Genomic DNA, 24256 nt, shown 5'->3' with positions numbered 1-24256 from the left:
CATCGTCGACGAACTCCACCACCCCACCGCCGACACCGTCCTGGACCGCATGCGCCGCTTCGACGCCAAGGGCCGCACCAGCTGACACCCCGCCGGCCGTGAGCCGCCCGAGGTACCGAAGCCACCCGTCCCCACGAGCACCCCAGGACTGACAACCCCTCATGTTCCGCACCGCATTGCGCAATGTGCTGGCCCACAAGGGCCGACTTCTGATGACGACGCTGGCCGTCATGCTCGGCACCGCCTTCGTCGCCGGCACGCTTGTCTTCTCCGACACCCTCGGCGAGGCGCTCAGGACCCAGAACTCCAAGAGCTACACCGACATCGCCGTCACGGTCAGCGACAACGAGGCCGGCTTCCGCGGTTACGACCACGGCGCCCGGGTCACCACCGGCCCGACCCTCACCGAGGAGTCCCGTGCCAAGGTCGCCGCGCTGCCGGGCGTCGCCGACGCGCGCGGCGTGGTGAGCGGCTTCGCCGGCATCGCCGACAAGAAGGGCGCACTGATCGGCAACGGCTTCTCCACCACCGGCACCAACTACGTGCCGGGCGCCGACGGAACCGACCCGCGCTACCCGCTGGTCGAGGGCCGCGGCCCGAAGAGCGCCACCGAGATCGCCCTGGACGCCAAGACCGCCGACAAGGGCGGCTACAAGGTCGGCGACACCGTCCGGGTCGCCGTCAACGGCCCGGTGATGGAGCTCAAGCTCACCGGCACCCTGCGCACCAACGACCCGCGGGTGTCGGCCGGCGGCTCGCTCGCCGCCTTCGACACCGCCACCGCCCAGCAGCTCTACCTGAGCCCGGGCCGCTTCGCCGAGCTGGACGTCAAGGCCAAGCCGGGCACCGACGACGACGCGCTGCTCGGCGCCGTCAAGCAGGCCGTCCCGCAGGGCGACAACATCGAGGCCCGGACCGGCCGCGAGCTCGCCGCCGAGCAGGACCGGATGATCAAGCAGGGCACCAAGTTCCTGAGCACCTTCCTGATGGCCTTCGCGGGCATCGCCCTGTTCGTCGGCATCTTCATCATCGCCAACACCTTCACCATGCTGGTCGCCCAGCGCACCAAGGAACTGGCCCTGCTGCGCGCCGTCGGCGCGACCCGGCGCCAGATCACCCGCTCGGTGCTGATCGAGGCGTTCCTGGTGGGCCTCACGGCGTCGGTGGCCGGTCTGCTGGCCGGCATCGGGATCGCCGTCGGCCTCAAGTCGTTCCTCAACGGCCCGATGGACGCCAACCTGCCGGACGGCCCGCTGATCATCGCCCCGAGCACGGTCGTCGCCGCGATCGCGGTCGGCGTGCTGGTGACGGTGCTGGCCGCCTGGCTGCCCGCCCGCCGTGCCTCCCGGATCGCCCCGGTGGCGGCGATGAGCTCGGCCGAGCAGCCCGCCACCCAGAAGAGCCTGGTGATCCGCAACACGATCGGCCTGCTCTTCGCCCTGGCCGGCGCGGGTGCGCTGGCGGCGGGCGTGGCCGGCAAGGAGGTCAAGACGGTCGGCCTCGGCGCGGGCGCGCTGCTGATCGGCGTGTTCGTCCTGACCCCGCTGCTGTCCCGGCCGCTGATCAACCTGTTCGCGCCGCTGCTGCGCGCCCTGTACGGCACTCCGGGCAAGCTGGCCAAGGAGAACGCCATCCGCAACCCGCGCCGCACCGCCGCCACGGCCTCGGCGCTCACCATCGGCGTCACCCTGATCACCTCGCTGACGGTGATCGGTGCCTCGGTGAACAAGGCCGTGGACGACGCGGCCGCGAACGACCTCAAGGCCGACTACGCGGTCACCATGGAGAACTTCTCCATGCTCTCCCCCGAGGTCTCCACCCAGATCGCCAAGGCGCCCGGCGTCACCGCGACGAGCGTGGTGCGCACCGTCCCGGTGGAGACCGGCGCGGACGGCTCGGACAGCGACTGGGTGACGGCGGTCGACGCCACCACCATCGACCGGCTGGTCACCGTGAAGGTCAAGGACGGCTCCGCGGACGCCCTCAAGGAGGGCAAGCTGATGGTGAGCGCGGGCAGCTCCGGCCAGAGCCGGTACCGGGTCGGCGAGGCCCTCGCCGTCACCTACCCGGACGGCAGCAAGGGTTCGCTGACCGTCGGCGCCGTCATCGAGCACAACTCGGTGCTGGCCGGGATCGTCGCCCCCGACGCCGTCGTCGGCCCGCACGCCCTGCCCGGCTCCGGACTGGACAAGGTCCTGGTCAAGGGCGCGAACGGCCCGACCGGGGAGCTGAAGCAGGCGGTGCGCGACGCCACCGGCGGCAACCCGCTGATCGCCGTCAAGGGCGAGAAGGACATCAAGGCGGAGAACCGCCAGATGCTCAACGGGATCCTGAACATGATGTACGGGCTGCTCGGCATGTCCGTGGTCATCGCGGTGCTCGGTGTCGTCAACACCATGGCGATGTCGGTGTTCGAGCGCCGCCGGGAGATCGGCATGCTGCGGGCGATCGGCCTGGACCGGCTCGGCATCCGGCGGATGGTCCGCCTGGAGTCCCTGCTGATCGCACTGTTCGGCGGACTGGTCGGGATCGGCCTGGGCGTCCTGGTCGCGTGGGCCGGTGTCCGCACGCTGGCGGACGACGTCAAGGGCATCACCACCGTGGTGCCGCCGGTCCAGGTCGCCGGCTTCCTGCTCGCGGCCGCCGTGATCGGTCTGCTGGCCGCCCTCTGGCCCGCCTTCAAGGCGGCGAAGCTGGACATCCTGGGCGCCATCAAGAGCGAGTAGCCGGGGCGGTACGCCAGGAGCCCCCGGGGTGGTCCGTACGGACCGCCCCGGGGGCTCCGTCGTGTCACGGCCCGGCGAACACCACGCCCTGGTTGGAGGGTTGCAGGCTGCCGGTGGTCAGGCCCTGGGCGGAGACGAGCAGTTGGAGGACCGGCTTGCCGTCGAGGCCGAGCACCTCGGCGGTCAGCTGCTTGGTCTCGTCCGGCGGGGTGAGCTGCAGGCCGGCGATCACGTGGCAGGTCGGGTCGGCCTTGTCGCAGGAGCTCCACTTGAGGCCGGAGAAGGCGGTCGTCTTCGGCTTCAGGGTGATCGCCGTGGGCGGCCCGGGGTGCGGCTCCCGCTTGACGGCCAGGGTGTCCGCGCTGTTGTCGGCCCGCAGCCCGCCGTAGCCCGGGTAACCGAACAGGGTGCAGCTGCGGCCGCCCTTGTTGGTGACCATCACCATGGCCGAACCGGCGTCCTGGAGCTGGACGGTGGCGGTGAGCTCGTCGGCCCTGCAGCGCGCGCCGGCCGACTGCGTCACCATCGGCCCGGTCGGCGTCGCCCCGGGGCCGGTCGCCTTGTCGCCGCTCGTCGGCTGCGCGGACGCCACCCCGGTGACGGTCACCGTCGGCGCCGGCTGCGCGCCCGCCCCGGCGTCGTCGTTGCACGCGGTCAGCAGCACGGCTGCGGCGAGCGCCGTCAGCCCGGCGGCGGCGGTCCTGGCAGGCCTGCGAACGGTCATGGTCCCCCCACGGGTGAACGGTCGGTGTTTCCGCCCCGCACCACGACGCCCGGGACCGGTGCGGTTCCGGCTGTGACGCACTCATGACGAAACCGCCCCGCCCGGCGGGTGCCGGGCGGGGCGGTCGGGGGCGGAACGCCGGGTCAGGCGGCCGGGGTGGCGGTGACGGGCCGGGCGGGCTTGCCCTTGTCGCCGCCGAGGAGGTTGAAGAAGACGGCCAGGGTCGGGGTGAGGTAGAGCACCCAGACGACCAGCTGCAGCACCGTCGGGTCGGGCTGGAAGTTGAACACGCCCTTCAGCAGGGTGCCGTACCAGCTGTCCTTCGGGACGGTGCTGGAGATGTCGAAGGCCAGGCTGTGCAGGCCGGGCAGCCAGCCGGCCTCCTGCAGGTCGTGCACGCCGTACGCGAGGACGCCGGCCGCGACCACGACCAGCATGGCGCCGGTCCAGGTGAAGAACTTGGCCAGGTTGATCTTCAGCGCGCCGCGGTAGAACAGCCAGCCGAGCACCACCGAGGTGAGCAGGCCGAGCGCGGCGCCGATCAGCGGGTTCCAGCCGTCACCGGTGGCCTGCACGGCCGACCAGATGAACAGCGCGGTCTCCAGGCCCTCGCGGCCGACGGCCAGGAAGGAGGTGACCACCAGGGCCGTGGTGCCCATCGCGAGCGCCGCGTCCAGCTTGCCGTGCAGCTCGGTCTTCAGGTGCCGGGCGGTGCGCCGCATCCAGAACACCATCCAGGTCACCAGGCCGACCGAGATGACCGACAGCGAGCCGCCGAGCGCCTCCTGGGCCTCGAAGGTGAGCTGCGAGGAGCCGAACTGCAGCACCGCGCCGAACGCCATCGAGAGCACCACGGCCGCGCCGACGCCGAGCCAGACCGGCGGCAGCTTGTCCTTGCGCTCGGTCTTGACCAGGTAGGCGATCAGGATGCAGACGACCAGGCTGGCTTCGAGACCTTCGCGCAGGCCGATCAGGTAGTTGCCGAACACGCGGGCTCCTGGGGGGTGAGGTGGTACGTACGGGGGTGGCGGCGGGTCAGCCGAACAGGGCCTGGCCCCACCACTCCCCCGGCTTGCGCACGCCCGCCGGGCAGGCGAAGTGGGCGGAGCCGACGTGCTGGATGTACTCGTTGAGCTTGTCGCTCGACGCCAGGCGGGTCTGCAGCGGCACGAAGGCCTTGCGGGTGTCGCGCTGGTAGGCGAGGAAGAACAGGCCGGCGTCCAGGCGGCCGAGGCCGTCGGTGCCGTCGGTGAAGGAGAACCCGCGGCGCAGGATCATCAGGCCGTTGTTGGCGTCCGGGTGGGCGAGCGCGACGTGCGAGTCCGCGGGCATCGCCTTGAGGTCGGGCGCGTCGTGCTCCTTGGCCTTGCCGTACGGGGCGCCCTCGCCCTTGGTGCGGCCGAAGACGTCCTCCTGCTCCTTGAGCGAGGTGCGGTCCCAGGTCTCGATGTGCATCCGGATGCGCCGGGCGACCAGGTACGAGCCGCCGGTCATCCACTCGGGGCCGTCGCCGGGGGCGGCCCAGACGTGGTCGGCGAGCTTCGCCGTGTCGGTGCCCGCGATGTTGTGGGTGCCGTCCTTGAAGCCCATCAGGTTGCGCGGGGTCTGCGCGTCCGGGGTGGTGGAGGAGGTCTTGCCGAAGCCGAGCTGGGACCAGCGGATGCTGACGGTGCCCATGCCGATGCGGGCCAGGTTGCGGATCGCGTGCACGGCGACCTGCGGGTCGTCGGCGCAGGCCTGGATGCAGATGTCGCCGCCGCTGCGGTTCGGGTCGAGCTTGTCGCCCTTGAAGCCCGGCAGGTCGATCAGGGCCTCGGGGCGCTTGGCCTGCAGGCCGAAGCGGTCCACGCCGTCCTTGTCGAACAGGCTCGGGCCGAAGCCGATGGTGAGGGTGAGCCGGGAGGCGGGCAGGCCGAGGGCCTCGCCGGTGTCGTCGGGCGGGGCCTCGGGCAGGCCGGTGGCGGCGCCGGTGCCGACCTCGCGGCCGCCGGTCATCGCGGCGGCCGCCTTGGTCCAGTCCTTGAGCAGTTTGACCAGCGACTCGCGGGTGGCCTTCTCGGACACGTCGAAGGCGGCGAAGTGCAGGCGGTCCTGGACGGGGGTGGCGATGCCGGACTGGTGGTCGCCGTAGAACGGCACCTCGGCGCCGGCCGGGGCCGCGGCGGCCGCCGGGGCGGCGTCGTCCTGCTTGGTGGCGGCGGCGACCGAGCCGACGGCGGCGGCACCGAGCGCGACGCCCGCGCCGGCCCAGCCGATGACGGCGCGCCGGCTGACCGCGCCCTTGGTCGCGGCGGTGTCGGTGGCGGTGGCGTCGGTGGCGGCCGGCGTTCCGGTCTGCTGCTCGTTCTCGGCGTCCATCGGCGGGCGGGCCCTTCTCGGTACTGAACTGCTCGGGGGTACTGAACTGCTGGTGGTGCTGACCCTGCGCGTGGTGCTGACCTGCGCCGATCCGCGGGCCGGGCCGGTGGGCCGGCTCACGGATGCCGTGGCGGCCGGTCGGGGCCGCCACGGCGTCGTGGGGTGGGCGCGGGGCCGGTTACTTGACGACCACGGCGGCGGCCAGCTTCGACAGCGGCTCGCCCAGCGAGTTGACCGCGTCGGAGAAGGTCTTGCGCTCGGCCTCGGTCACCTTGTCGTAGGAGGTGAAGGTGCCGTCGGCCTGCTTGTACTTGGCGAGCAGGGCGTTGATGGCGGCGAACTCGGAGTCCAGCGTCTTGGCCAGCTCCGGGTCCTTCTCGGAGGCGACCGGCTTCAGCAGCTCGTAGGCCTTCTGCGCACCCTCGACGTTGGCCTGGAAGTCGGCCAGGTCGGTGTGGCTGTAGCGGTCCTCCTCACCGGTGATCTTGTTGGTGGCGACCTCGTCCAGCAGCTCCTTGGCGCCGTTGGCCATGCTGGTCGCGGTGATCTCGGCGGCGGGGATCTTCGCCTGCCAGTCCTTGAGGTCGTTGACCAGCTGGTCGGCGAGCTTCTTCTCGTCGTCGCCGATCCTGGCGTCCGCCCAGAGCGACTTCTCCAGCTTGTGCCAGCCGGTCCACTGCTGGCCCGCCTCGACCTTGTCCTCGCGGGTGTCGGTCTTGGGGTCGACGTCGCCGAAGCTCTCGGCGACCGGCTCGGTGCGCTCCCAGCCGGTGCGCGAGGCCGCGTACAGCGACTTGGCCTTCTCCAGGTCGCCGGCCTTGATCGCGTCGGCGAAGGCCTGGACGGCCGGGACGGTCGCGTCGGCCTGCTCCTGGGCGTACGTGCGGTACGAGTCGACGGCCGCGGCCAGGCGCGGGTCGGCGGGCGCGGCGCTGCCGCCCTCGCCGGTGACGGTGATCTTCTGGCGAATGCCGTCGCCGACCATGCCGGGCTTGCAGGCGACCTCGTACGAGCCGGCCTTGATCTCGGCGTTGATGCTGGCCTTGGTCCCCGGGCCGATGTTCTCGCGCTCGGTGATGATCTTGTCACCGTCGCCGTAGACGTAGACCTCGGTGGTCTTGGAGCCCTTGTTGCTGATGTCCAGCACGACGTGGCCGGCCGGGAAGGTGGTCTTGGAGACCTCGCACGCGCTGTCGGTGGCGTTGACCTTGACGGCGTCGGAGGAGCTCGCCTTGTCGTCCTTCTTGGACGAGCAGCCGGCCAGGGTAGCGGTCGCCACGGCGAGGGTGAGCAGCGCTGCTGCGGTGGAACGGCGACGGGCGGACATGGGTGCTCCAACGGAAAAGGGCATGGGAGTGCCACGGCATTGCGGGGTCGGCGGGGCGAGCCCCGTCGTTAGCTAAGGCATACCTTACGTATGGATGTCCCAGCGTCTACACCCACCCCCTGAACCGTTACCTTCCCGGTGTCCGGCGGGCGGCGGCCCGCGCGCTCCAGCGGCCCTCGTGGCGGCCGATCCGGATCGGGTGGCCGAAGGTCTCGCTGATCAGACCGGTGGTCATCACCTCGTCCACCGGCCCGGCCGCGACGCACTCGCCGCAGCGCAGCAGCAGGGCGTGGGTGGTGCTCTCCGGCAGTTCCTCCAGGTGGTGGGTCACCAGCACGCTCGCCAGGTCCGGGTGCTGGTGGCGCAGCAGGTCCAGGCTGTCCAGCAGCAGCTCTCGGGCGGTGAGGTCCAGCCCGGTGGCGGGTTCGTCGAGCAGCAGCAGGCGGGGGCTGGGCATCAGGGCGCGGGCGATCAGGGCCCGGCCGCGCTCGCCCTGGGAGAGGGTGGTCCACGGCGCCCCGGCCATCGCGCTCATGCCGAGCGTCTCGATCAGCCGGTCGGCCCGCTCCAGCACCTCGGGGGCCGGCTTGCGGTGCAGCTCCGGCTCGATGGTGTTGGTGTGCCCGGTGAGCACCACCTCCCGGACGGTCAGCGGCGAGCGCAGCGGGTGGCGCGGGTTGACGTGCCCGAGGTGGGCGCGCAGCTCGCGGACGTCGACCCGGCCGAGCCGGCGGCCGAGCACGTCGACCTCGCCGTGGGTGGGGTGGGAGACGGCGCCGAGCAGGGCGAGCAGGGTGGACTTGCCCGCCCCGTTTGGGCCGAGCAGCGCCCAGTGCTCGCCCGGCTGGATCTCCAGGCTGATCCCGCGCAGCAGGTACCGGCCGTCGCGCACGACGTCCACGTCCCGGGTGCGCAGCAGCGGGCCGTCGAAGGGCTGGCTCATGGGGTGGGTGTCTCCGATCACGGCACCGGACGGGCCCGGTGCCGTCCGTCCGCGTGCAGAGTACAACCGTCGGCCCGGGGCGGGCGTGGCCGTCCGCAGGGTGGACCCGCCATAACCCTGTTGCCCGAAGGGAGTTGGGAGGAGGATCGTGCCTCCGAGGGGACGAGGGGGAGGCGGGATGAGCGTGGACACGCAACGGGCCGGGACCCTGCACGGGCTGGTCGAGCAGCAGGCGCGCCGGGCGCCGGCGGCGGTGGCCGTGCGCTGCGGTGAGCGCGAGCTGACGTACGGCGAGCTGGACGGGCGGGCGCAGCGCCTGGCCGCCGTCCTGGCGGAGCACGGCCTGGCCCCGGGCGGCCGGGCTGCGGTGGCGCTCGGCCGGGGCACCGAGGTGTACGTGGCGCTGCTGGCGGTGCTGAAGACGGGCGCGGCGTACGTGCCGCTGGAGCCGAGCGCGCCGGACGCGCTGCTGCGGCACGTGCTGGCCGACGCGTCGCCGGACGTGGTGGTGACCGAGGAGGTGCACCGGGTGCGGCTCGCGGACGCGAGCGGGGCGGCGCCGGTCTGCGTGGACACGGCCGCGCCCGCGGTGGCGCCGTTCGAGCCGCCCGAGGTCGCGCCGCAGGACCCGGCCTGCGTCTTCTACACCTCCGGCTCCACCGGCCTGCCCGTCGGCGCGCTGGTCGAGCACCGCAACCTGCTGGCGGCGTACGAGGGCTGGCGCGAGGTGTACGGGCTGACCGCCGAGGACCGGATCCTGCAGACGGCGAGCCTGGAGTTCGACGTCTTCACCGCCGACTGGGTCCGGGCCCTGGGCACCGGCGCCACCCTGGTGGTCACGCCGTTCAACCTCACCCTGGACCGCACCGTCGACCTCGGCGCGCTGCCCGCCCTGGTGGCCGCCGAGCGGATCACCGTCCTGGAGCTGAACGTCCGCACCGCGCGCCGGCTGACCGCCCGGCTGGCGGAGACCGGCGAGGGCCTGCCCGGGGTGCGGCTGCTCACCGTGGGCGCCGAGAAGTGGTACCTGGACGAGCAGTTGGGCCTGCAGCGGCTGCTCGGCGAGCGGGCCCGGGTGCTGAACGTGTACGGCCTGGCCGAGGCCACCGTGGACAGCACCTACTTCGACGTGCGGGGCACGGCCGCCGCCGACGGCGCCGAGCGGGTCTCACTGGTGGGCCGCCCCTTCCCCGGCACCCGGGTGTACGTGCTCGGCCCGGACGGCACCCCCGCCGAGCCCGGGACGGCCGGGGAGATCGCGATCAGCGGCAGCGGCCTGACCCGCGGCTACCTCGACCGGCCCGAGGAGACCGGGCGCCGCTTCGTCCGGGCGGACTTCGACCCGGACGGGCGGGTGCTGCTGACCGGGGACGTCGGTCGGCTGCGGCCGGACGGCGTGCTGGAGTTCGTCGGCCGGGCCGCCAACGCGCTCGGTCCGGTCCCGCAGGCCCGGAAGAGCTCGGTGGTCTCCCGCGTGGTGGCGGCGGCCCGGGCCGAGGGAGTGCTGCGCTCGCACCCCGCGGTGCGGGAGGCCGCCGTGGTGGAGGTGGACCTGCGGCCGGGGCAGCGCCGGCTGGTCGGCTACGCCGTGGCGGAGCCGGGAGGCGAGGGCGCGGACGGCTGGTCGCTCTCGCAGCACCTGGCGGCGGAGCTGCCGGCCGGGGAGGCTCCCGCGGCGGTCGTCCCGGTGTCCGAGCTGCCGCGCACCCGGGCGGGCAAGCTGGACCGCGCGGCGCTGCCGCTGCCCGCCCCGCCGGAGCACACCGCCCCGCGCCCGGCGGCGCGTTCGGGGAAGGCCGGATCCCGGAAGGGCGGCGGCAAGGCCGGGGGCGGCTCCGGCGGTGACGCGGCCTTCACGAACGGCTGCGCGGCGGTCCTCTGCGTGCTGGTGTTCGCGGGGGGCGCGTGGGTGACGACCGACATCCTCTTCCCCGGCTCGACCGACCTCACCGGAGTCCCCGCCCCCTACAGCAACTTCTTCCGGCTGCTCTACCTCTGCGAGAACCTGGCCTTCGGCGCCGGGTTCGTCTACTTCTGCGTCGGCCTGGACGCCGTCCGGCGGCTGGGCAGGCCGCAGCGGCTGTCGGTGCTGACCCACCTGGCTCTCACCTGGCTGCTCGTCAACTGGTGGCCGCAGGACAACCTGTACCGGATCACCAGGGCCACCGACTGGCCGCGGGAGACGGCGCTGGTGTTCGCGTTCAACATCCCGCTGATGCTCGCGGCGCTGGTGCTGGTGCGGTTCGTGGTCTGGCGTCCGCCGGTCGGGAAGGGGTGACGGCGGGAACGGGGGTGTCCGCCGGCCGCGGGTGACGTGCGGAAGAGGTGGTGCCGGCGGGCCGCGGGTGACGTGCGGGAGAGGTGGTGTCCGCCGGCCGCGGGTGACGTGCGGAAGAGGTGGTGTCCGCCGGCCGCGGGTGACGTGCGGAAGAGGTGGTGGCGGCGCGCCGCGGGTGACGGAGGTTCACCTGAGCGCCTCGAACATGCCGGCCAGCCCGTGGTTGGCGGCGGCGACCAGTGCCTCGGCCGCGTCCAGCGCCTCGACGTCCGGCCCGGCGAGGGCGAGACCGACGACGGGCTCCGGCTCGTGGCAGGCCGTCGGGATCAGCGGCAGCAGGGTGACGCCGAGCCGGGCGCAGCGCGGCCGCAGCCGCTGCAGGTGGTCGTGCAGCGCCGCCGGGGCGAGCCGGGCGCCGAGCGGCATGCCGTCCAGGGTGCGCACCAGGTGGCCCGGTCCGCGGACCGCGTCGAGCCGGGCGGCCAGCACGAAGGCGACGGCCGGCCCGGTGAGCCGCAGGTTGATCTCGGTGGGGGCGAGCCGGCGCTCGCGGTCGGTGACGAAGTCGACGTCGTACCAGCCGCGGTAGCCGTCGGCGGCCAGCCGCTCGCCCACGGCCAGGGTGAAGCGGCGGGCGGTCGCGGCTGCGCCCTGCGGCACCGCGCCGGGGCCGACGGTGACGCCCTGGTAGCGGGTGCCGGCCACGTCCATGGCGCCCGCGCCGACGGGGTGGACGGTGCCGTCCGGGCCGACGACGGCGTCGTGGGTGAGGTCGCGCAGCCGGGCGGCCGGGCCCGGGGAGACGTACTCCTCCAGCAGTAGCGCGCCGTCGGACGGCAGGACCTCGGTGCGGACCAGGCGGCGCAGCAGGGCCCGGCCGCCGCCCGCGGCGAACAACTCGGCGGGCTCGACCACGACGGTGCCGTAGCCGCCCACACCGTGCGGGCTCTTCAGGACGGTGGTCAGCCCCCGGGCGGCGCGGGCGGTCAGCCGGCGGGCGGCCCGGCGCCGGCCGTCGGGGCGCTCCTGGCGCGGCAGGCGGATGTCCGGGTACCCGGGGGCGAGGGCGGCGAACAGGTCGTGCGCGGCGGCCTTGGACTCGTAGCGGCGGACGGCCGTCAGCTCGGGCCCCTCCCCCTGGGCGGGCGTCCGTCCCCACCGCACCACCGGGTGGCCGGAGTCGGCGATCCGCGCGGTCAGTGCGGGGCGGGCGGCGAGCGCCTCGGCCACCGTGTCGTCCGGTGCCACGCCGCTGTACACCTCGACCGGCCCCCAGGCCAACTCCCGGGCCAGCCAGTCGGTCCACTCCGGGGCGACCTCGGCGGGCAGCACCAGCACGGCCGGCTCGGGGCTGTAGCCGACGGCCAGGCAGGCGTAGTGGTGCGCCTGCCGCAGCCGGCGCAGGCGCTGCGCCGCGTCCATGCCGGGGGCGAAGAACTGCGCGTTGAAGTCCGCGACGTCGCCCAGGTGCACCGCGGCCCGGCCGCCGGTCCAGGCCCCCACCCATCCGTCCATGGACCGAGAGCGTAGGGCCTGCCCGGGCCGGGCGCGCGGGTTTCACAGCGCCAACAGCCCGGCGTCGGTGGGCCGCAGGCCGCAGGCGTCGAGGTGGAAGGGCGCAGGTGCGGCGCGAAGTCCACGTGCAGCCGGCCGCGCCGGGTGTAGTCGATCGTCACGACGGCGCTGTGGAGCGCTTGTTAACTTCTGATCATTTTTGACTATCCAAGGACACAACTTGGCAAAGTTATGACCTTTCCTCTAGCTGCATCTGACTGATCGCCGTCAATCTCTGACCAGCTCCTATCCCTGCAGCTAACCCCCACTGGAGTTCCGAGTGACCCCCACGTCCTCCTTCCGCCGTGCCCGCGTGGCCGGAGCCGTCGCGGTCGTCGCCGCCCTCGCCGGCGCGACCGTCCCCGCCGCCACGGCCTCCGCCGCGCCCAACCCGCGCGAGGCCGCGATATCCCAGGCCCGCGCCAACGTCGCCCACAACGCAGCGGTGTTCGGCTTCGGCGCCGGCCAGGACCTCGTGCTCAAGGACGTCGTGCTCGACGCCGACGGCACCTCGCACGTGCGCTTCGACCGCACCTTCCAGGGCCTGCCGGTGGTCGGCGGCGACCTGGTCGTCCACCAGGACGCCAAGGGCAAGTTGAAGGACACCACCCGCGCGGCCGCCCACGACGCCGCCGTGAAGACGACCACCCCCAAGGTGCCCGCGCAGTCCGGCGCCGCCGATGCGCTCTCCGCCGCCCCGGGCGTCCGGGACGCCGTCAGCACCCCCGAGCTGGTCGTCTGGGCCGCCGACGGCACGCCCCGCCTCGCCTGGCGCACCACCGTCGAGGGCAGCGGCGAGCACGGCGAGCCGGCCGGCAAGGTCGTCGTCACCGACGCCACCACCGGTGAGCAGATCGAGTCCTACGACGCCGAGCACCAGGCCTCCGGAACCGGAAACTCCGAGTACACCGGCACGATCACCATCGACACCACCCCGGTCAGCGGGGGCTACACCCTGACCGACCCGGTCCGCGGCCACGTCACCAAGGACGCGCACAACCTCTCGTCCGGCTCGGTCAAGGCCTCCTCGGGCACCGCCTTCACCAGCGCCACCAACGTCTGGGGCGACGGGAAGAAGTTCTCCACCGACCGCTCCACCGCGGCCGTCGACGCCCACGCCAACACCGCCTGGACGTACGACTACTACAAGAACACCTTCGGCCGGAACGGCATCAAGAACGACGGCAAGGGCGCCACCGTCTTCGTCCACGTCGGCACCAACTGGGACAACGCCCAGTGGTCCGACGCCTGCTTCTGCATGATGACCGGCGACGGCGACGGCTCCCACGACCCGGAGCAGGTCGACCTCGACACCATGGGCCACGAGATGACCCACGGCGTCACCAGCGCCACCGCCAACCTGCGCTACAGCGGCGAGTCCGGCGGCCTCAACGAGTCCACCAGCGACATCTTCGGCACGATGGTGGAGTGGTACGCCAACAACAAGGTCGACACCCCCGACTACCTGTTCAGCGACCAGTCCACCCCGCCGTGGCTGCGCCGCTTCGACAAGCCCTCGCTGGACGGCTCCTCGGCCGACTGCTGGAGCAGCTCGGTCGGCAAGCTGAACGTGCACTACTCCTCGGGCGTCGGCAACCACTTCTTCTACCTGGCCAGCGAGGGCAGCGGCAGCAAGACCATCAACGGCTTCGCCTACAACAGCCCCACCTGCAACAACTCCACGGTGACCGGCATCGGCAACCAGAAGGTCGCCAAGATCTGGTACCGCGCGCTGACCGTCTACATGACCTCCACCACCAACTACAAGGGTGCCCGCGCCGCCTCGCTGAACGCGGCCAAGGACCTCTACGGCGCCGGCAGCACCGAGTACAACGCGGTGGCGGCGGCCTGGAGCGGCGTCAACGTCAACTGACGTACGAGGTCAGTACGTCTAGTGGTCGAACCCGATGTGGCAGTGGTCGTGGTGGGTGTCGTCGGTGAAGAACCGGTTCCCGGCCCCCGCGATCGCCACCGGGCCGCCCACGTTGTACGAACCGGCAGCGGCCGCGTCCCGCATGAAGGACTCGATCAGCTGCCGGGGCGTCGCCGGATCCACCACGGCCATGCCGTCGATCCGCCAGACGTCGAAGGCCCGGCCCGGCGGATGGTCGCTGGGCCGGGTCGTCCCGAAGACGTCCAGCGGGTGGCCGGTCCGCACCACGCTCACCGACAGCGTGTACGGGCCGGCCAGCCGCAGCATCGCCTCCGGCACGCTGTCGTGGACGGTGCCGCTGCGCAGATCGGCGGCCGCCTCGGGCGGCAGCTCGATCCTCGGCTCGGCCAGCACCCGGGCGACCGCCGGGGGCGGTGCGGCGGCGGCCGGGCCCGCGACGCCCGGGTGCAGCCCGGTGACGGTCCAGCGCGGCTCGGCCCGGCTCAGCCGGACGTCCACGGTGGTGCCGCCCTCGGCCACCGAGCCGTCCGCGCCCCGGGTCCACTGCCGGCACACCACCAGCACGCTCGCCGAGTCGGCCAGGATCCCGCCGTACTGGGCGACGATCACCTCCAGGCTCGCCTCGACCGCCGGTGGCGCCAGCGGGCCCGCCTGGTCGGCCAGCGCGGGCGGCAGGCCGAGCGCCGCCACCCGGGCCCGGGCCGCCTCCACGCCCTGCCCGCCGGGCGGCCAGGCGCCCAGCGCGGCGACGAGTTCGACGGCGCGGCGCTTCACGTCGGGCTGGATCTCGGACGGTCCGGGCTGCCACAGCGGCGGCTGCGGCAGCGGGGTGGCGACGGCGGTCGGCGCCGGGGTGGCCGTGGGCGTTCCCGCACCGGGCGGTGTCCCCGTCGCTGTCCCGGCCGTCGGCGTGCCCGGGCCCGTCCCCCTCGCCGGCGGCCTGCTCCCGCTCGTACAGCCCGCCACCGCGCCCAGGATCAGCGCCGCCGCGCCCGCCCGCAGCGCCCCGCGCCGGCCCGTGGCCCGGACACCGCCGCCAACCGTCGTGCCGTCGCCCGTCGTGCCGTCGCCCGTGCGGTCCGCCGTGCCGTCACCCATGCGGCCAGTATGCGGCCCGGGGCGTTGCGGGCGGCGGAGGCGTCAGAGGCGTCAGCCCAGCCGGCGGATCGGTTCACCCGCCAGGAAGGCCGCGATGTCCTCCACCGCCTCGCGGTAGTAGCGCCGGTAGTTGTCCTGCGAGACGTACCCCAGGTGCGGGGTGGCCAGCAGCCGGGGCGCGCTGCGCATCGGGTGGTCGGCGGGCAGCGGCTCGGTGTCGAAGACGTCCACGGCGGCGCCCGCGATCGTGCCCCCAGTGAGTGCGGCGAGCAGCGCGTCCTGGTCGACGACGGCCGCCCGGGAGGTGTTGACCAGGTAGGCCCCGGGCTTCATCAGGGCGAGTTCGGCCGCGCCGACGAGCCCCCGGGTGCCCTCGTTCGACGCGAGGTGGACCGTGACGAAGTCGCTGCCGCTCAGCAGTTCCTCCTTGGTCGCCGCCCGGCGCACGCCCGCCTCGGCGGCCCGCTCGCCGGTCAGGTTCCGGCTCCAGGCGACGACGTCCATGCCGAAGGCGAGCCCGACCCTGGCGACCGCGCTGCCGATCCGGCCGAGGCCGAGCACGCCGAGCACCCGTCCGTGCAGGTCGGCGCCGACGGTGCTCTGCCAGGGGCCGCACTCGCGCAGCGCGGTGTTCTCCGCCACGATGCCGCGCGCGAGTCCGAGCAGCAGCGCCCAGGTCAGCTCGACCGGCGGGGTGCCGGAGCTGGCCGTGCCGCAGACCGTCACGCCGTGCGCCTCGGCGGCCGCGAGGTCGATCACCGAGTTCCGCATGCCGGTGGCGACCAGCAGCCTGAGCTTCGGCAGCCGGGCGAACAGCGAGGCCGGGAAGGGCACCCGCTCGCGCAGGGTGACCACGATGTCGAAGTCCGCCAGTGCGTCGGCCAGTTCCTTCTCCGTGCGGAAGTGCATCTTGAAGGCCGTCACCGCCACCCGGTCGGTGACCGGGGACCAGTCGGCGAAGCTGGTGGCGACGCCCTGGAAGTCGTCCAGGACGGCGCAGCGAAGGGTCGCAATCGTCATACCCGCACTCTGGCAGAGCGCCCCGCCCACCCGGCGTGCCGGGTCCGGCTGCGGCCCGCCGGTCTGTCAGATTGGCCCGCGGAGGGGGATGCACCGGCACCGGAACCGAGGAGACCCGCGATGGCCAGACTCACCCTCACCACCTTCGTCACCCTCGACGGCGTGATGCAGGCCCCCGGCAGCCCCGAGGAGGACCGCGCCGGGGGCTTCCCGCACGGCGGGTGGCTGGCGCCCTTCCTGGACGCCGACACGGACCGGTTCGTCGACGAGGTGTTCGAACGCCCGCAGGCCTTCCTGCTCGGGCGGCGGACGTACGAGATCTACGCCTCCTACTGGCCCGGGGTGACCGATCCGGCCGACGGGGTGGCCGCCAAGCTGAACGGCCTGCCCAAGTACGTCGCCACCCACACCCTCACCGATCCCCGCTGGGCGAACACCACGCTGCTCGGCGGGGACGTCCCGGCCGAGGTCGCCCGGCTCAAGGAGCGCCTCGACGGTGACGGTGAACTGCAGATCCACGGCAGCGGCGCCCTGGCGCGCACGCTGATGGGCCACGGCCTGATCGACGAGTACCACCTGGTGGTCGCCCCGGTGGCGCTCGGCGCGGGTATCCGGCTGTTCCCGGAGGGCGGGCCGCCGACCGCCTTCGCGCTCACCGCCTCCCGGATCACCGCGTCGGGCGCGGCGCTGCTCAGCTACCGCCCGGCCGAGCCGGCCGCGTTCGGGGACTTCAGCCGGTCGTAGGCGGCCTCAGGAGCCGGTGGCCTCACGGACGGAACCGGTGCCCACTCCCTCGCCTGCTTCGGTGCCTGCTCCGGTGCCTGCTTCCGTGTCGCTCTCCGTCACGCCGGGTGGCCTAACCGGCGGCCGTGCCGGACCTCCAACCGGCCAGCTCCGCCGGGCGGTTGGTGATGAAGCCGTCCACCCCGGCGGCCGTGAGCGCCTTCCAGCGGTCGGGCCGGTCGACCGTCCAGACGTTGACGGCGACCCCGGCGGCGTGCAGCTCCCGGACCACGCCGGGGCGCGCGGAGAGCGCGTCGTCCGAGGGGTTGTAGGCGGCCAGCCGGAGGTCGCGGGCGGTGGCGACCGGGTCGGCGTCCAGGGTGGAGCGGAGCAGGGCGAGCGGCAGCTCGGGGGCCAGTTCGCGGGTGAGGCGCAGCGCGTCCACCTCGAAGCTCTGGACGAGGACCCGGTCGGTCATGCCGTGGTCGCGCACCTCCCGCACGATCCGGGCGACCTCCTCCCGGGTGTGCGGCCCCTTGATCTCCAGCAGCAGCCTGCCGCCGCGGGTGTGCAGGTCCTCCAGTTGGGCGGCCAGCGTCGGCAGCCGGGTGCCGGCGTACGACGGGGCGAACCAGGAGCCGGCGTCCAGGGCGTCCAGCTGTGCGGCGGTCAGGTCGCGGATGCGGCCGGTGCCGTCGGTGGTGCGGTCCACGGTGTCGTCGTGCAGCACGTACGGGACTCCGTCCCGGCTGGGCTGGACGTCGTCCTCGATCCACTCGGCGCCGGCCCGGCGGGCGACCTCGTCGGAGACCAGGGTGTTCTCGGGGGCGGCGGAGGAGGCACCGCGGTGCGCGTACACGGTCGGCGGCGCGCCGCCCGGGCGCAGCGGGGTGTCGGCCACCGGGGCGGACGGCGGCAGGGGTGCCCCGGTGAGCGCCACGGCGCCGAGGGCGGCCCCGAGCAGCGCGACCACGGGGCCGGTCCGGCGACGGCGGGGGTGCTGGTGCTGCCGAATGGGTGTCATGCCCGCACGCTACGGGCGTCGGGGCGGATCCGGCCGCCGACATCCGGGAAGTGGGATGACATTACGGTAGGCGGAGGAACCGATCATCAGCCCTCGGCCAGCGGCGCCAGCAAGGCCTCCGCCGACGCGGTCCGCGCGTACAGCACCGACCGCCCGGCCCGGTGGGCGCTGACCAGCCGGGCGTCCCGCAGGGCCGTCAGGTACTGCGACACCGCCGACGGCGAGAGCCCGGTGCGCCGCGCGAGCTCGGTCGTGGACGCCGGGGCCGCCAGCTCCGTCAGCAGCCGGGTGCGGGAGCGGCCGAGGACGGCGGCCAGCGCCCCGGTGCCGGCCGCCGGGGCGGTCGCCCACAGCGTGCCGGTGCCGCGCGCCGGGTAGGCGAGCTGCAGCGGGTCCGGCGGGGCGAGGCGGGTGTAGAGGGACGGGCCGGCGAAAGCGGACGGGATCAGCAGCAGGCCCGCCCCGGCCGTCCGGCCCGGCAGCGGGCGGGTGCGGTGGCGCAGCCGCAGGGTGTCCTCCGTCCACCGGAGTTCGGCGTGCAGGTCGTTCAGCACCCGCGCCGCGCCGTGCTCGGCGGCCTGCCGGGCGCGGTGCAGCACGTCCGCGTCCAGGACGGCGCGGATCCGCACCCAGTACGGGGCGAGCGCCAGCTCCCAGTACGCCTCGACCGCCTCGGTGAGCCGGCCCAGCCCGCCCGCCGGGTCGCCGTGCAGGGCGCGCAGCCGGGGGCCGAGCCGACCGCCCCGGTCGTCCCGCAGCCGGTCGAGGTCGCGGCGGACCTGCTCGGCCGGGGTGGACCGGATCGCCGCCAGCTCCTGCGCCAGCGTCGGGGCGGGGCCGGCGGGCACCGGGTTGATGAAGTCCGGCACGTACCCGGCGGGCGGGACCAGCTCGGCGAGCAGCGCGTACGCCGGGCCGAGCGCCGCCAGCCGGGCCCGCACCTGCTCCACCCACGGGCGGTGGACGGCGTGGGCGAGCCCCGAGCCGAGCAGCCGCAGGCTCGGGCCGACCTCCCACATCGGCGAGACCGCGAAGCGCATCCGCGCCAGGTCTCCCGCCGTGAACAGCAGCTCGGCCGCCAAGCCCCCACCCCCGTGGATTCAGGCATGTTCGAATCGTTGGCGGTCAGGATAGCGCCGTGGCGATCATGACGGACATGACTACGGAGACCCTCCCGACCACCCCCACCGCACCCGTGACCACCGCCGCCTCCGGCACCTGGACCCTCGGCGACCTCGTCGTCCACCGCATCGGCTTCGGCGCCATGCGCCTGCCGCAGACCGGTCCCGCGCTCGTCCCGCACGCCGTGCCGCGCGACCGCGACCAGGCCCTGCAGGTGCTGCGCCGCGCGGTCGAGCTCGGGGTCGACCACATCGACACCGCCGACTTCTACTTCTCCCCGCTGCGCTCCGCGAACGAGCTGATCAACCGGGCGCTCGCCCCGTACCGGGAGGGCCTGGTGATCGCCACCAAGGTCGGCTCGGGCCGCAACCCCGACGGCTCGTGGGCGGAGCACGCCCGCACCCCCGGGCGGCTGCGCGCCCAGGTCGAGCAGAACCTGCGCCAGCTCGGCCGCGACCACCTCGACGTGGTCAACCTGCGGATCGTCGGCACCGACTCGGTGGCCGAACGCTTCGGTGCGCTGGCCGAGTTGCGGCAGGCCGGGCTGATCCGCCACCTCGGCCTGTCGAACGTCCACCCGCACCAGCTCGCCGAGGCGCAGACCATCGCGCCCGTGGTCTGCGTGCAGAACCCGTACGGCATCGGCGGGTGGTCCCGGCAGGACGAGATGCTGCGGCTCTGCGGCGAGCAGGGCGTCGCCTTCGTCCCCTTCTACGCGATCGCGGGCGCCGGACGGCAGCACGGCGCCGGCGGGACCGAGCCGGCCCAGGTGCGGGCGGTGGCCGAGGCGCGCGGGGTGAGCACCGCGCAGGTCCGCCTGGCCTGGACCCTGCACCGCGGCCCGCACGTCCTGGCCATCCCGGGCACGGGCGACGTGGCGCACCTGGAGGACAACATCGCGGCCGGCGCGCTGCGGTTGTCGGACGAGGAGCTGGCCCTGCTGGACGGGGCCCACACCGCGGAGGCCGCCACCGGCTGAGCACCGACCCGCTGCGCCCGCGGCGGCCGGGCACCCGGGATCGGCGGAACCGGTGGGGCGCGTCGCGCGTCGCTTCGGGACGACACGATCCGCCGACCGTCGAGGAGTTCCGAAGCATGACCGACCTCGCCACCCGCTACCTCTACCTGGCCCGTCACGGCGAAGCCTCGCACGCGGACGACAGCGGCCTCACCGACGCCGGGCGCCGGCAGGCCGAGCTGCTGGGCCGCCGGCTCGCGGGCCGGCCGATCACGGCGCTGCACCACGGGCCACTGCCCCGGGCCGCCCAGACCGCGCGGCTGGTCGCCGAGCGGCTGCAACGGGACGGCGTGGCGCCGGTGGTGTGCGAGGAGGCCGGGGACTTCGTCCCCCACGTGCCGGAGCGGTCCGAACTGCCCGAGGACAGCGCGGAGTTCCTCCTGGACTTCCTCGCGGGCACCACGGCGGAGGAGGCCAGGAGCGGGGCGGTGCTGGCGCAGCGGGCGGTCGAGCGGTTCACCGGGCCGGTGGCGGGCGGCGAGGAGCGGCACGAGCTGGTCGTCACGCACGCCTTCCTGGTCGGCTGGCTGGTCCGGCACGCCCTGGACGCGCCGGACTGGCGCTGGCTCGGCGTCAACGCCGCCAACGCGGGCCTGACCGTGCTGCGTTACGCGCCCGGCCGGCCGCCCGCCGTCCTGCTGCTTAACGACCAGAGCCACCTGCCCGAGGAGCTGCGCTGGACCGGGTACCCGCCTGCGGTTCGCTGCTGACGTGCCCGGGAGACGTCGCTGACGTCCCGTCAACCCGGCGTCGACAGAATATGCAGACCGGTCTACTATCGCCGCATGGGAGTCAAGGGCGAGGAGACCCGGGCCCGGCTGATCGCCGGCACCAGGGAACTGATCGAAGCGCAGGGCTACTTCGGGACGGGTCTGAACCGGATCGTGGCCGCCACCGGCGCGCCGCGCGGCTCGCTCTACTTCCACTTCCCCGGCGGCAAGGACCAGTTGGTGGCGGCCGCGCTCACCGAGGCCGGCCAGGAGGTCGAGGCGCTGCTCGCCGCGCTCGCCGCCGAGGGCGCCGACACCGCCGACCTCGCGGAACGGCTGGTCGAGGCCTTCGCCGGACGCCTGGCGGAGTCCGACTACACCAGCGGCTGCCCGATCGCGACCGTCGCCCTGGAGACGGCGGGCACCAACGAGCCGCTGCGGACCGTCTGCGCCGAGGTGTACGGGAGCTGGCAGCAGGTGCTCGCCGGCCGGCTGGAGGCCGAGGGCTTCGGCGCGGCCGAGGCCGAGACCGCCGCGGGCCAGGTGCTCGCCCTGCTGGAGGGCGCCGTCCTGCTCGCCTCCGTCCGGCGCAGCCGCGAACCGCTGGACCACGCCCGGTACGCCGTCCGACAGCTGCTCGGCAAGCCCGCCGGGAACAGCGGGCGCGGCGGGGCCGGCCACCGCGACGCGTAAGCCGGAGGTGCGCCGCCGTTCGCGCGGCGCACCTCCGCAGGCCCAAAAAATATGCAGACCGGTCTACTGAATTCCTGACTCCTGGAGCGCAGCATGACGTCCGCCCCGCCGCCCCGCACGCTCGTCCTCGGCGCCACCGGCTTCCTCGGCCGCTGGCTGGCCCTCGAACTCCTCACCCGCGGCGAACCCGTGGCCGTCGCCGTCCGCGACACCGACCGCGCACTCGCCCTCCGCCACTGGCTGCGCGAGCACGACGCCGACGACGCGGCCCTGACCACCGTCACCGCCGACCTCACCCGCCCCGGCCTCGGCCTCTCCCCCGAGGACGACGCCCGGCTCACCGAGGTCCGCGACGTCCACAACCTCGCCGCCCGCTACGACTTCGGCCTCACCCGCGCCCAGGCCGAACCCCCGAACGTGCACGGCGCCCTGCACGCACTGCGGTGGTCCGCCACCCGCCCCGGGCTGCGCCGCCTGGTCCACCTCTCCGGCTACCGCGTCGGCCGCGACCCGAACCCGCAGTACCCGCTCGCGGAGCACACCACGGCCGGGCTCTACCGCCGCCTCGGCGCGTACGAGGCCTCCAAGCAACTCGGCGACGCCGCCGTCCGGGTCACCGCGCCCCGCCTCGGCGTGCAGCTCACCACCGTCAACCCGAGCAGCGTCATCGGCCACTCGCGGACCGGCGAGGCCGGCCAGTACCTCGGCCCGGCCCAGCTGGTCCGCCTGCTCCACCTCGGCCGCCTCCCCCTGCTGCCCGGCACCCGCCGCACCTTCCTGCCCGTCGTCACCGTCGACCACCTGGCCCGCTTCCTGGCCGCCGTACCCGATCACGACCACGGGCCCGTCCGGGCCCACACCGTGCTCGACCCCGAAACCCCCCACCTGCCCGACCTGATCGCCCTGCTCGCCACCCACCTCGGCGTCCGCCCGCCCCGCGCCCTGATCCCCGTCCCCCTCGTCCGCCGCCTCCCCCGCGCCCTCACCGGCTCCGACCCGGAGACCCTCACCTTCCTCTCCGAGGACCGCTACGACACCGCCTCCGCCGACCGCCTCGCCACCGCCGCGGGCCTCGCCCACCCGCCCCTCGTCCCCGCCCTGACCCGGTGGGCCACCCGGCTGGTCGAGGAGGACTTCGGCACGCGGTAGGGCCCCGCCTCCCCGTCCCCGCCCGGCTCGCAGGACTCGTACGTGCACGCCGCCGGCGCGTGCACCGCCGCCGGCGTGGGAAGTCGACCCGGCCGACTTCCCACGCGCGCCCGGTCGCCGCGGCATTCACCAGGGGCGGAGCACCGGCCGCCCCGTCACCGCTCGCGCTCCGGTCCGCCCTCACCCGCGCCCAGTCGGGCCGCGGCGGCGGCGATCTCGGCGTAGCGCTGCAGCTCCTCGGTGCCGAACTCCACGCCGAGGCGCGCGAGGTCCATCAGGCTGGCGGCAAGGGCCTTGCGAGGACGGGCCGCGCCGTGGACCGGCCACTGACAGCGCGAGAAGTCGACGACCCCGACTTCTCGCGCACCCACCACCGCCCCCCGGCCGACTACCGCCCGAACACCAACAACGACCAGTGCACCCCGGCCCGCCCGTGCAGGTCGGGGCGGGCGGTGCGGTGGAGCAGACGCAGGCCGCGCTCGGCGGCGAGGGCGACGGTGGGCTCGGGCGGCAGGTCGAACATCCGGCGGTCGGGCGGGACGGGGCCGTGGCGGAGGGTGAGGGCCAGGCGGCCGCCGGGAGCGAGGAGAGCGGTGAGGGCATCCATGGCGGGTGGGCGCTCCTCGGGGGCGAGGTGCATCCAGACGGCGGTGAGCAGAACGAGGTCGTAGCGCTCGTCCTCGGCGGCGAGCCCGGGAAGTCCGGGCAGCGCGTCCGCGACCCACCGGATACCGGCGCCCGCGTGCAGGCGTTCGCCGACGGCGCGGAGTTCGGGGGTCGGCTCGGCGGCCACCACCCGGTGCCCGAGGGCGGCGAGGGCCGCGGCGTCGCGGCCGGTGCTGGCGCCGATGTCGAGGACGGCGGCGGGTGGCGGCGGGTAGAGGTGCAGCAGTTCGCGGTGGACCTCCGCGAAGCTCACGCTCTCGTACTGGACCGCGAGTTGCTCGGCCGCTTCCCCGTACCCGGCCGTGCCCGCCGCACCCGGCGCGCCTCCGGTACCCACCGCACCCACCGTGCCTTCCGCACCCATCGCGCCTCCCGCGCCCGCCGCCCTGGCCACGCCGACCGGTCCGTCGTTCATTCCGCCTCCCGGACGATCACCGCGTCGCCGGCGGCCGCCGCACCGGCGAAGAAGTCCCGCAGTTCGCGCAGGTCGTTGACGACCCGGGCGGCCACCGACTCGGACCACGGCGCCGGGTAGCCGAGGTGCGCGGCCGTCCGGGCGAGCACGCTGTCCTGCTGGCGGACGAGCTCGCCGAGCGCGGAGTCCCGCAGAAACGCGGAGGCGGCCGCGACCTGGTCGGGACGCAGCACGGGCATCCCGGTGCCGGGCTCGCGCGGCCCGCCGCCGTAGACGGGGAGCCGGGCGGCGGGGTCGGGGTGCAGGCCGTTCTCGGTGAGTGCGAGTTCCATCAGGACGGCGGTGCGCCGGACCCCGAGGGCGAGCCCGGCGGCGGCCAGCCGGTCGTACCGGACGTCGGGGTCCCGGGGGACGAGGTCGCCGAGTTCCTCGGGCGAACAGCTGTCCACGGCCTGCCCCGGCAAGCGGCACCAGAAGTGATCCACACTCACCCGCTCAGCGTAACGAAGTCCCGGCCACCACGCGGAGCGTGACCGCCGTACGGAGACCGCTCAGGCCTCGCCGGGGTGCCAGGCGGGCCACTCCCAGGGGCGGTCGGCCCAGTGGACGCGCTGCGGGTCGCGCGGGTCGAGGTCCGGAAAGAGCTGGTGGACGCGCGGCTCGAACTCCTCCGGCGCGAGCGGCTCCCAGCCGTGGCCCTCGAAGTGGACGAGGCGGTAGCGGCTGTCGGTCCGGAACTCGGCCACCTCGACCAGGGGTGCGGTCGTGCTGTTGGTCTCCATGACCCCAAGCATGTGCCGCGGCGGCAATCAAC

General features: G+C 74.3%; 22 protein-coding genes and 1 pseudogene. 9 read left to right on the top strand and 14 right to left on the bottom strand.

Annotated features, from left to right (window positions below):
- Both ACZ7KX_RS03625 and ACZ7KX_RS03620 read left to right on the top strand, forming a co-directional pair.
- A pseudogene (locus ACZ7KX_RS03625) lies at nucleotides 1-85 on the top strand (ABC transporter ATP-binding protein); the annotation flags it as partial.
- Between the two features lie 76 nt (nucleotides 86-161).
- Nucleotides 162-2726: an ABC transporter permease gene (locus ACZ7KX_RS03620; protein WP_470325083.1), complete on the top strand. Its 2565-nt coding sequence runs from the start codon at nucleotides 162-164 to the stop codon at nucleotides 2724-2726.
- A gap of 64 nt (nucleotides 2727-2790) precedes the next feature.
- Here the strand turns inward: ACZ7KX_RS03620 and ACZ7KX_RS03615 are convergent, their stop codons facing one another.
- The 5 genes from ACZ7KX_RS03615 to ACZ7KX_RS03595 form a co-directional block, all read right to left on the bottom strand.
- Nucleotides 2791-3450 (bottom strand): DUF4232 domain-containing protein, encoded by a 660-nt coding sequence (locus ACZ7KX_RS03615; RefSeq protein WP_470325082.1) that lies wholly within the window; start codon nucleotides 3448-3450, stop codon nucleotides 2791-2793.
- Nucleotides 3451-3593: 143 nt separating this feature from the next.
- A complete protein-coding gene (efeU, locus tag ACZ7KX_RS03610) occupies nucleotides 3594-4439 on the bottom strand; it encodes an iron uptake transporter permease EfeU (protein WP_396553578.1) in 846 nt (281 codons plus the stop codon).
- A 46-nt stretch (nucleotides 4440-4485) separates the two neighbouring features.
- On the bottom strand, nucleotides 4486-5808 hold the full coding sequence (gene efeB, locus ACZ7KX_RS03605) for an iron uptake transporter deferrochelatase/peroxidase subunit (RefSeq protein ID WP_470325081.1): 1323 nt from the start codon (nucleotides 5806-5808) through the stop codon (nucleotides 4486-4488).
- Nucleotides 5809-5986: 178 nt separating this feature from the next.
- On the bottom strand, nucleotides 5987-7135 hold the full coding sequence (gene efeO / locus ACZ7KX_RS03600) for an iron uptake system protein EfeO (RefSeq protein WP_470325080.1): 1149 nt from the start codon (nucleotides 7133-7135) through the stop codon (nucleotides 5987-5989).
- 127 nt (nucleotides 7136-7262) lie between these two features.
- Nucleotides 7263-8078, bottom strand: coding sequence for an ABC transporter ATP-binding protein (locus tag ACZ7KX_RS03595; RefSeq protein ID WP_470325079.1), 816 nt, complete (start codon nucleotides 8076-8078; stop codon nucleotides 7263-7265).
- Nucleotides 8079-8256: 178 nt separating this feature from the next.
- Here ACZ7KX_RS03595 and ACZ7KX_RS03590 point away from each other — a divergent pair, with 178 nt between their 5' ends.
- Nucleotides 8257-10356 carry an amino acid adenylation domain-containing protein gene (locus ACZ7KX_RS03590; RefSeq protein ID WP_470325078.1) on the top strand — a complete coding sequence of 700 codons (2100 nt, stop codon included), beginning with the start codon at nucleotides 8257-8259 and terminating at the stop codon, nucleotides 10354-10356.
- A gap of 186 nt (nucleotides 10357-10542) precedes the next feature.
- On the opposite strand, the gene ACZ7KX_RS03585 is transcribed toward ACZ7KX_RS03590, so the two are convergent.
- The gene (locus tag ACZ7KX_RS03585; RefSeq protein WP_470325077.1) at nucleotides 10543-11871 is read right to left on the bottom strand and encodes a hypothetical protein; all 1329 of its coding nucleotides are present in this window, start codon (nucleotides 11869-11871) and stop codon (nucleotides 10543-10545) included.
- Nucleotides 11872-12190: 319 nt separating this feature from the next.
- On the opposite strand from ACZ7KX_RS03585, the gene ACZ7KX_RS03580 reads away from it, so the two are divergent.
- On the top strand, nucleotides 12191-13783 hold the full coding sequence (locus ACZ7KX_RS03580) for a M4 family metallopeptidase (protein WP_470325076.1): 1593 nt from the start codon (nucleotides 12191-12193) through the stop codon (nucleotides 13781-13783).
- An 18-nt stretch (nucleotides 13784-13801) separates the two neighbouring features.
- On the opposite strand, the gene ACZ7KX_RS03575 is transcribed toward ACZ7KX_RS03580, so the two are convergent.
- On the bottom strand, nucleotides 13802-14902 hold the full coding sequence (locus tag ACZ7KX_RS03575) for a hypothetical protein (RefSeq protein ID WP_470325075.1): 1101 nt from the start codon (nucleotides 14900-14902) through the stop codon (nucleotides 13802-13804).
- Between the two features lie 51 nt (nucleotides 14903-14953).
- Complete coding sequence (locus ACZ7KX_RS03570; RefSeq protein WP_470325074.1) at nucleotides 14954-15922, bottom strand: D-2-hydroxyacid dehydrogenase family protein; 969 nt, start codon at nucleotides 15920-15922, stop codon at nucleotides 14954-14956.
- 120 nt (nucleotides 15923-16042) lie between these two features.
- On the opposite strand from ACZ7KX_RS03570, the gene ACZ7KX_RS03565 reads away from it, so the two are divergent.
- A complete protein-coding gene (locus ACZ7KX_RS03565; protein WP_470325073.1) occupies nucleotides 16043-16666 on the top strand; it encodes a dihydrofolate reductase family protein in 624 nt (207 codons plus the stop codon).
- Nucleotides 16667-16778: 112 nt separating this feature from the next.
- Here ACZ7KX_RS03565 and ACZ7KX_RS03560 read toward each other — a convergent pair whose 3' ends face one another.
- Nucleotides 16779-17669: a glycerophosphodiester phosphodiesterase gene (locus ACZ7KX_RS03560; RefSeq protein WP_470325072.1), complete on the bottom strand. Its 891-nt coding sequence runs from the start codon at nucleotides 17667-17669 to the stop codon at nucleotides 16779-16781.
- Nucleotides 17670-17755: 86 nt separating this feature from the next.
- Nucleotides 17756-18751, bottom strand: coding sequence for an ArsR/SmtB family transcription factor (locus ACZ7KX_RS03555; RefSeq protein WP_470325071.1), 996 nt, complete (start codon nucleotides 18749-18751; stop codon nucleotides 17756-17758).
- A 65-nt stretch (nucleotides 18752-18816) separates the two neighbouring features.
- Here ACZ7KX_RS03555 and ACZ7KX_RS03550 point away from each other — a divergent pair, with 65 nt between their 5' ends.
- The 4 genes from ACZ7KX_RS03550 to ACZ7KX_RS03535 all read left to right on the top strand — a co-directional run bounded on the left by ACZ7KX_RS03550 (nucleotide 18817) and on the right by ACZ7KX_RS03535 (nucleotide 22361).
- The gene (locus tag ACZ7KX_RS03550; protein WP_470325102.1) at nucleotides 18817-19770 is read left to right on the top strand and encodes an oxidoreductase; all 954 of its coding nucleotides are present in this window, start codon (nucleotides 18817-18819) and stop codon (nucleotides 19768-19770) included.
- A 116-nt stretch (nucleotides 19771-19886) separates the two neighbouring features.
- Entirely contained in the window at nucleotides 19887-20519 is a 633-nt protein-coding gene (locus tag ACZ7KX_RS03545; RefSeq protein WP_470325070.1) for a histidine phosphatase family protein, read from the top strand.
- Between the two features lie 75 nt (nucleotides 20520-20594).
- Nucleotides 20595-21212: a TetR/AcrR family transcriptional regulator gene (locus ACZ7KX_RS03540; RefSeq protein WP_470325069.1), complete on the top strand. Its 618-nt coding sequence runs from the start codon at nucleotides 20595-20597 to the stop codon at nucleotides 21210-21212.
- 93 nt (nucleotides 21213-21305) lie between these two features.
- Nucleotides 21306-22361, top strand: coding sequence for an SDR family oxidoreductase (locus ACZ7KX_RS03535; protein ID WP_470325068.1), 1056 nt, complete (start codon nucleotides 21306-21308; stop codon nucleotides 22359-22361).
- A gap of 155 nt (nucleotides 22362-22516) precedes the next feature.
- Here ACZ7KX_RS03535 and ACZ7KX_RS03530 read toward each other — a convergent pair whose 3' ends face one another.
- Genes ACZ7KX_RS03530 through ACZ7KX_RS03515 form a run of 4 tightly spaced genes read right to left on the bottom strand, consistent with a single transcriptional unit; the run spans nucleotide 22517 to nucleotide 24224 of the window.
- Nucleotides 22517-22732 (bottom strand): hypothetical protein, encoded by a 216-nt coding sequence (locus ACZ7KX_RS03530; protein ID WP_470325067.1) that lies wholly within the window; start codon nucleotides 22730-22732, stop codon nucleotides 22517-22519.
- Between the two features lie 17 nt (nucleotides 22733-22749).
- The gene (locus tag ACZ7KX_RS03525; RefSeq protein ID WP_470325066.1) at nucleotides 22750-23442 is read right to left on the bottom strand and encodes a class I SAM-dependent methyltransferase; all 693 of its coding nucleotides are present in this window, start codon (nucleotides 23440-23442) and stop codon (nucleotides 22750-22752) included.
- The gene (locus ACZ7KX_RS03520; protein WP_470325065.1) at nucleotides 23439-23933 is read right to left on the bottom strand and encodes a hypothetical protein; all 495 of its coding nucleotides are present in this window, start codon (nucleotides 23931-23933) and stop codon (nucleotides 23439-23441) included. The genes ACZ7KX_RS03525 and ACZ7KX_RS03520 overlap by 4 nt, the downstream gene beginning before the upstream one ends.
- 60 nt (nucleotides 23934-23993) lie before the next feature.
- A complete protein-coding gene (locus tag ACZ7KX_RS03515; RefSeq protein ID WP_350524837.1) occupies nucleotides 23994-24224 on the bottom strand; it encodes a hypothetical protein in 231 nt (76 codons plus the stop codon).
- Nucleotides 24225-24256: the final 32 nt, after the last annotated feature.

This window comes from Kitasatospora sp. NPDC038210, assembly GCF_055600605.1.
The sequence above is the reverse complement of the archived record's forward strand: the minus strand, read 5'-3'. Positions and strand labels throughout refer to the sequence as shown.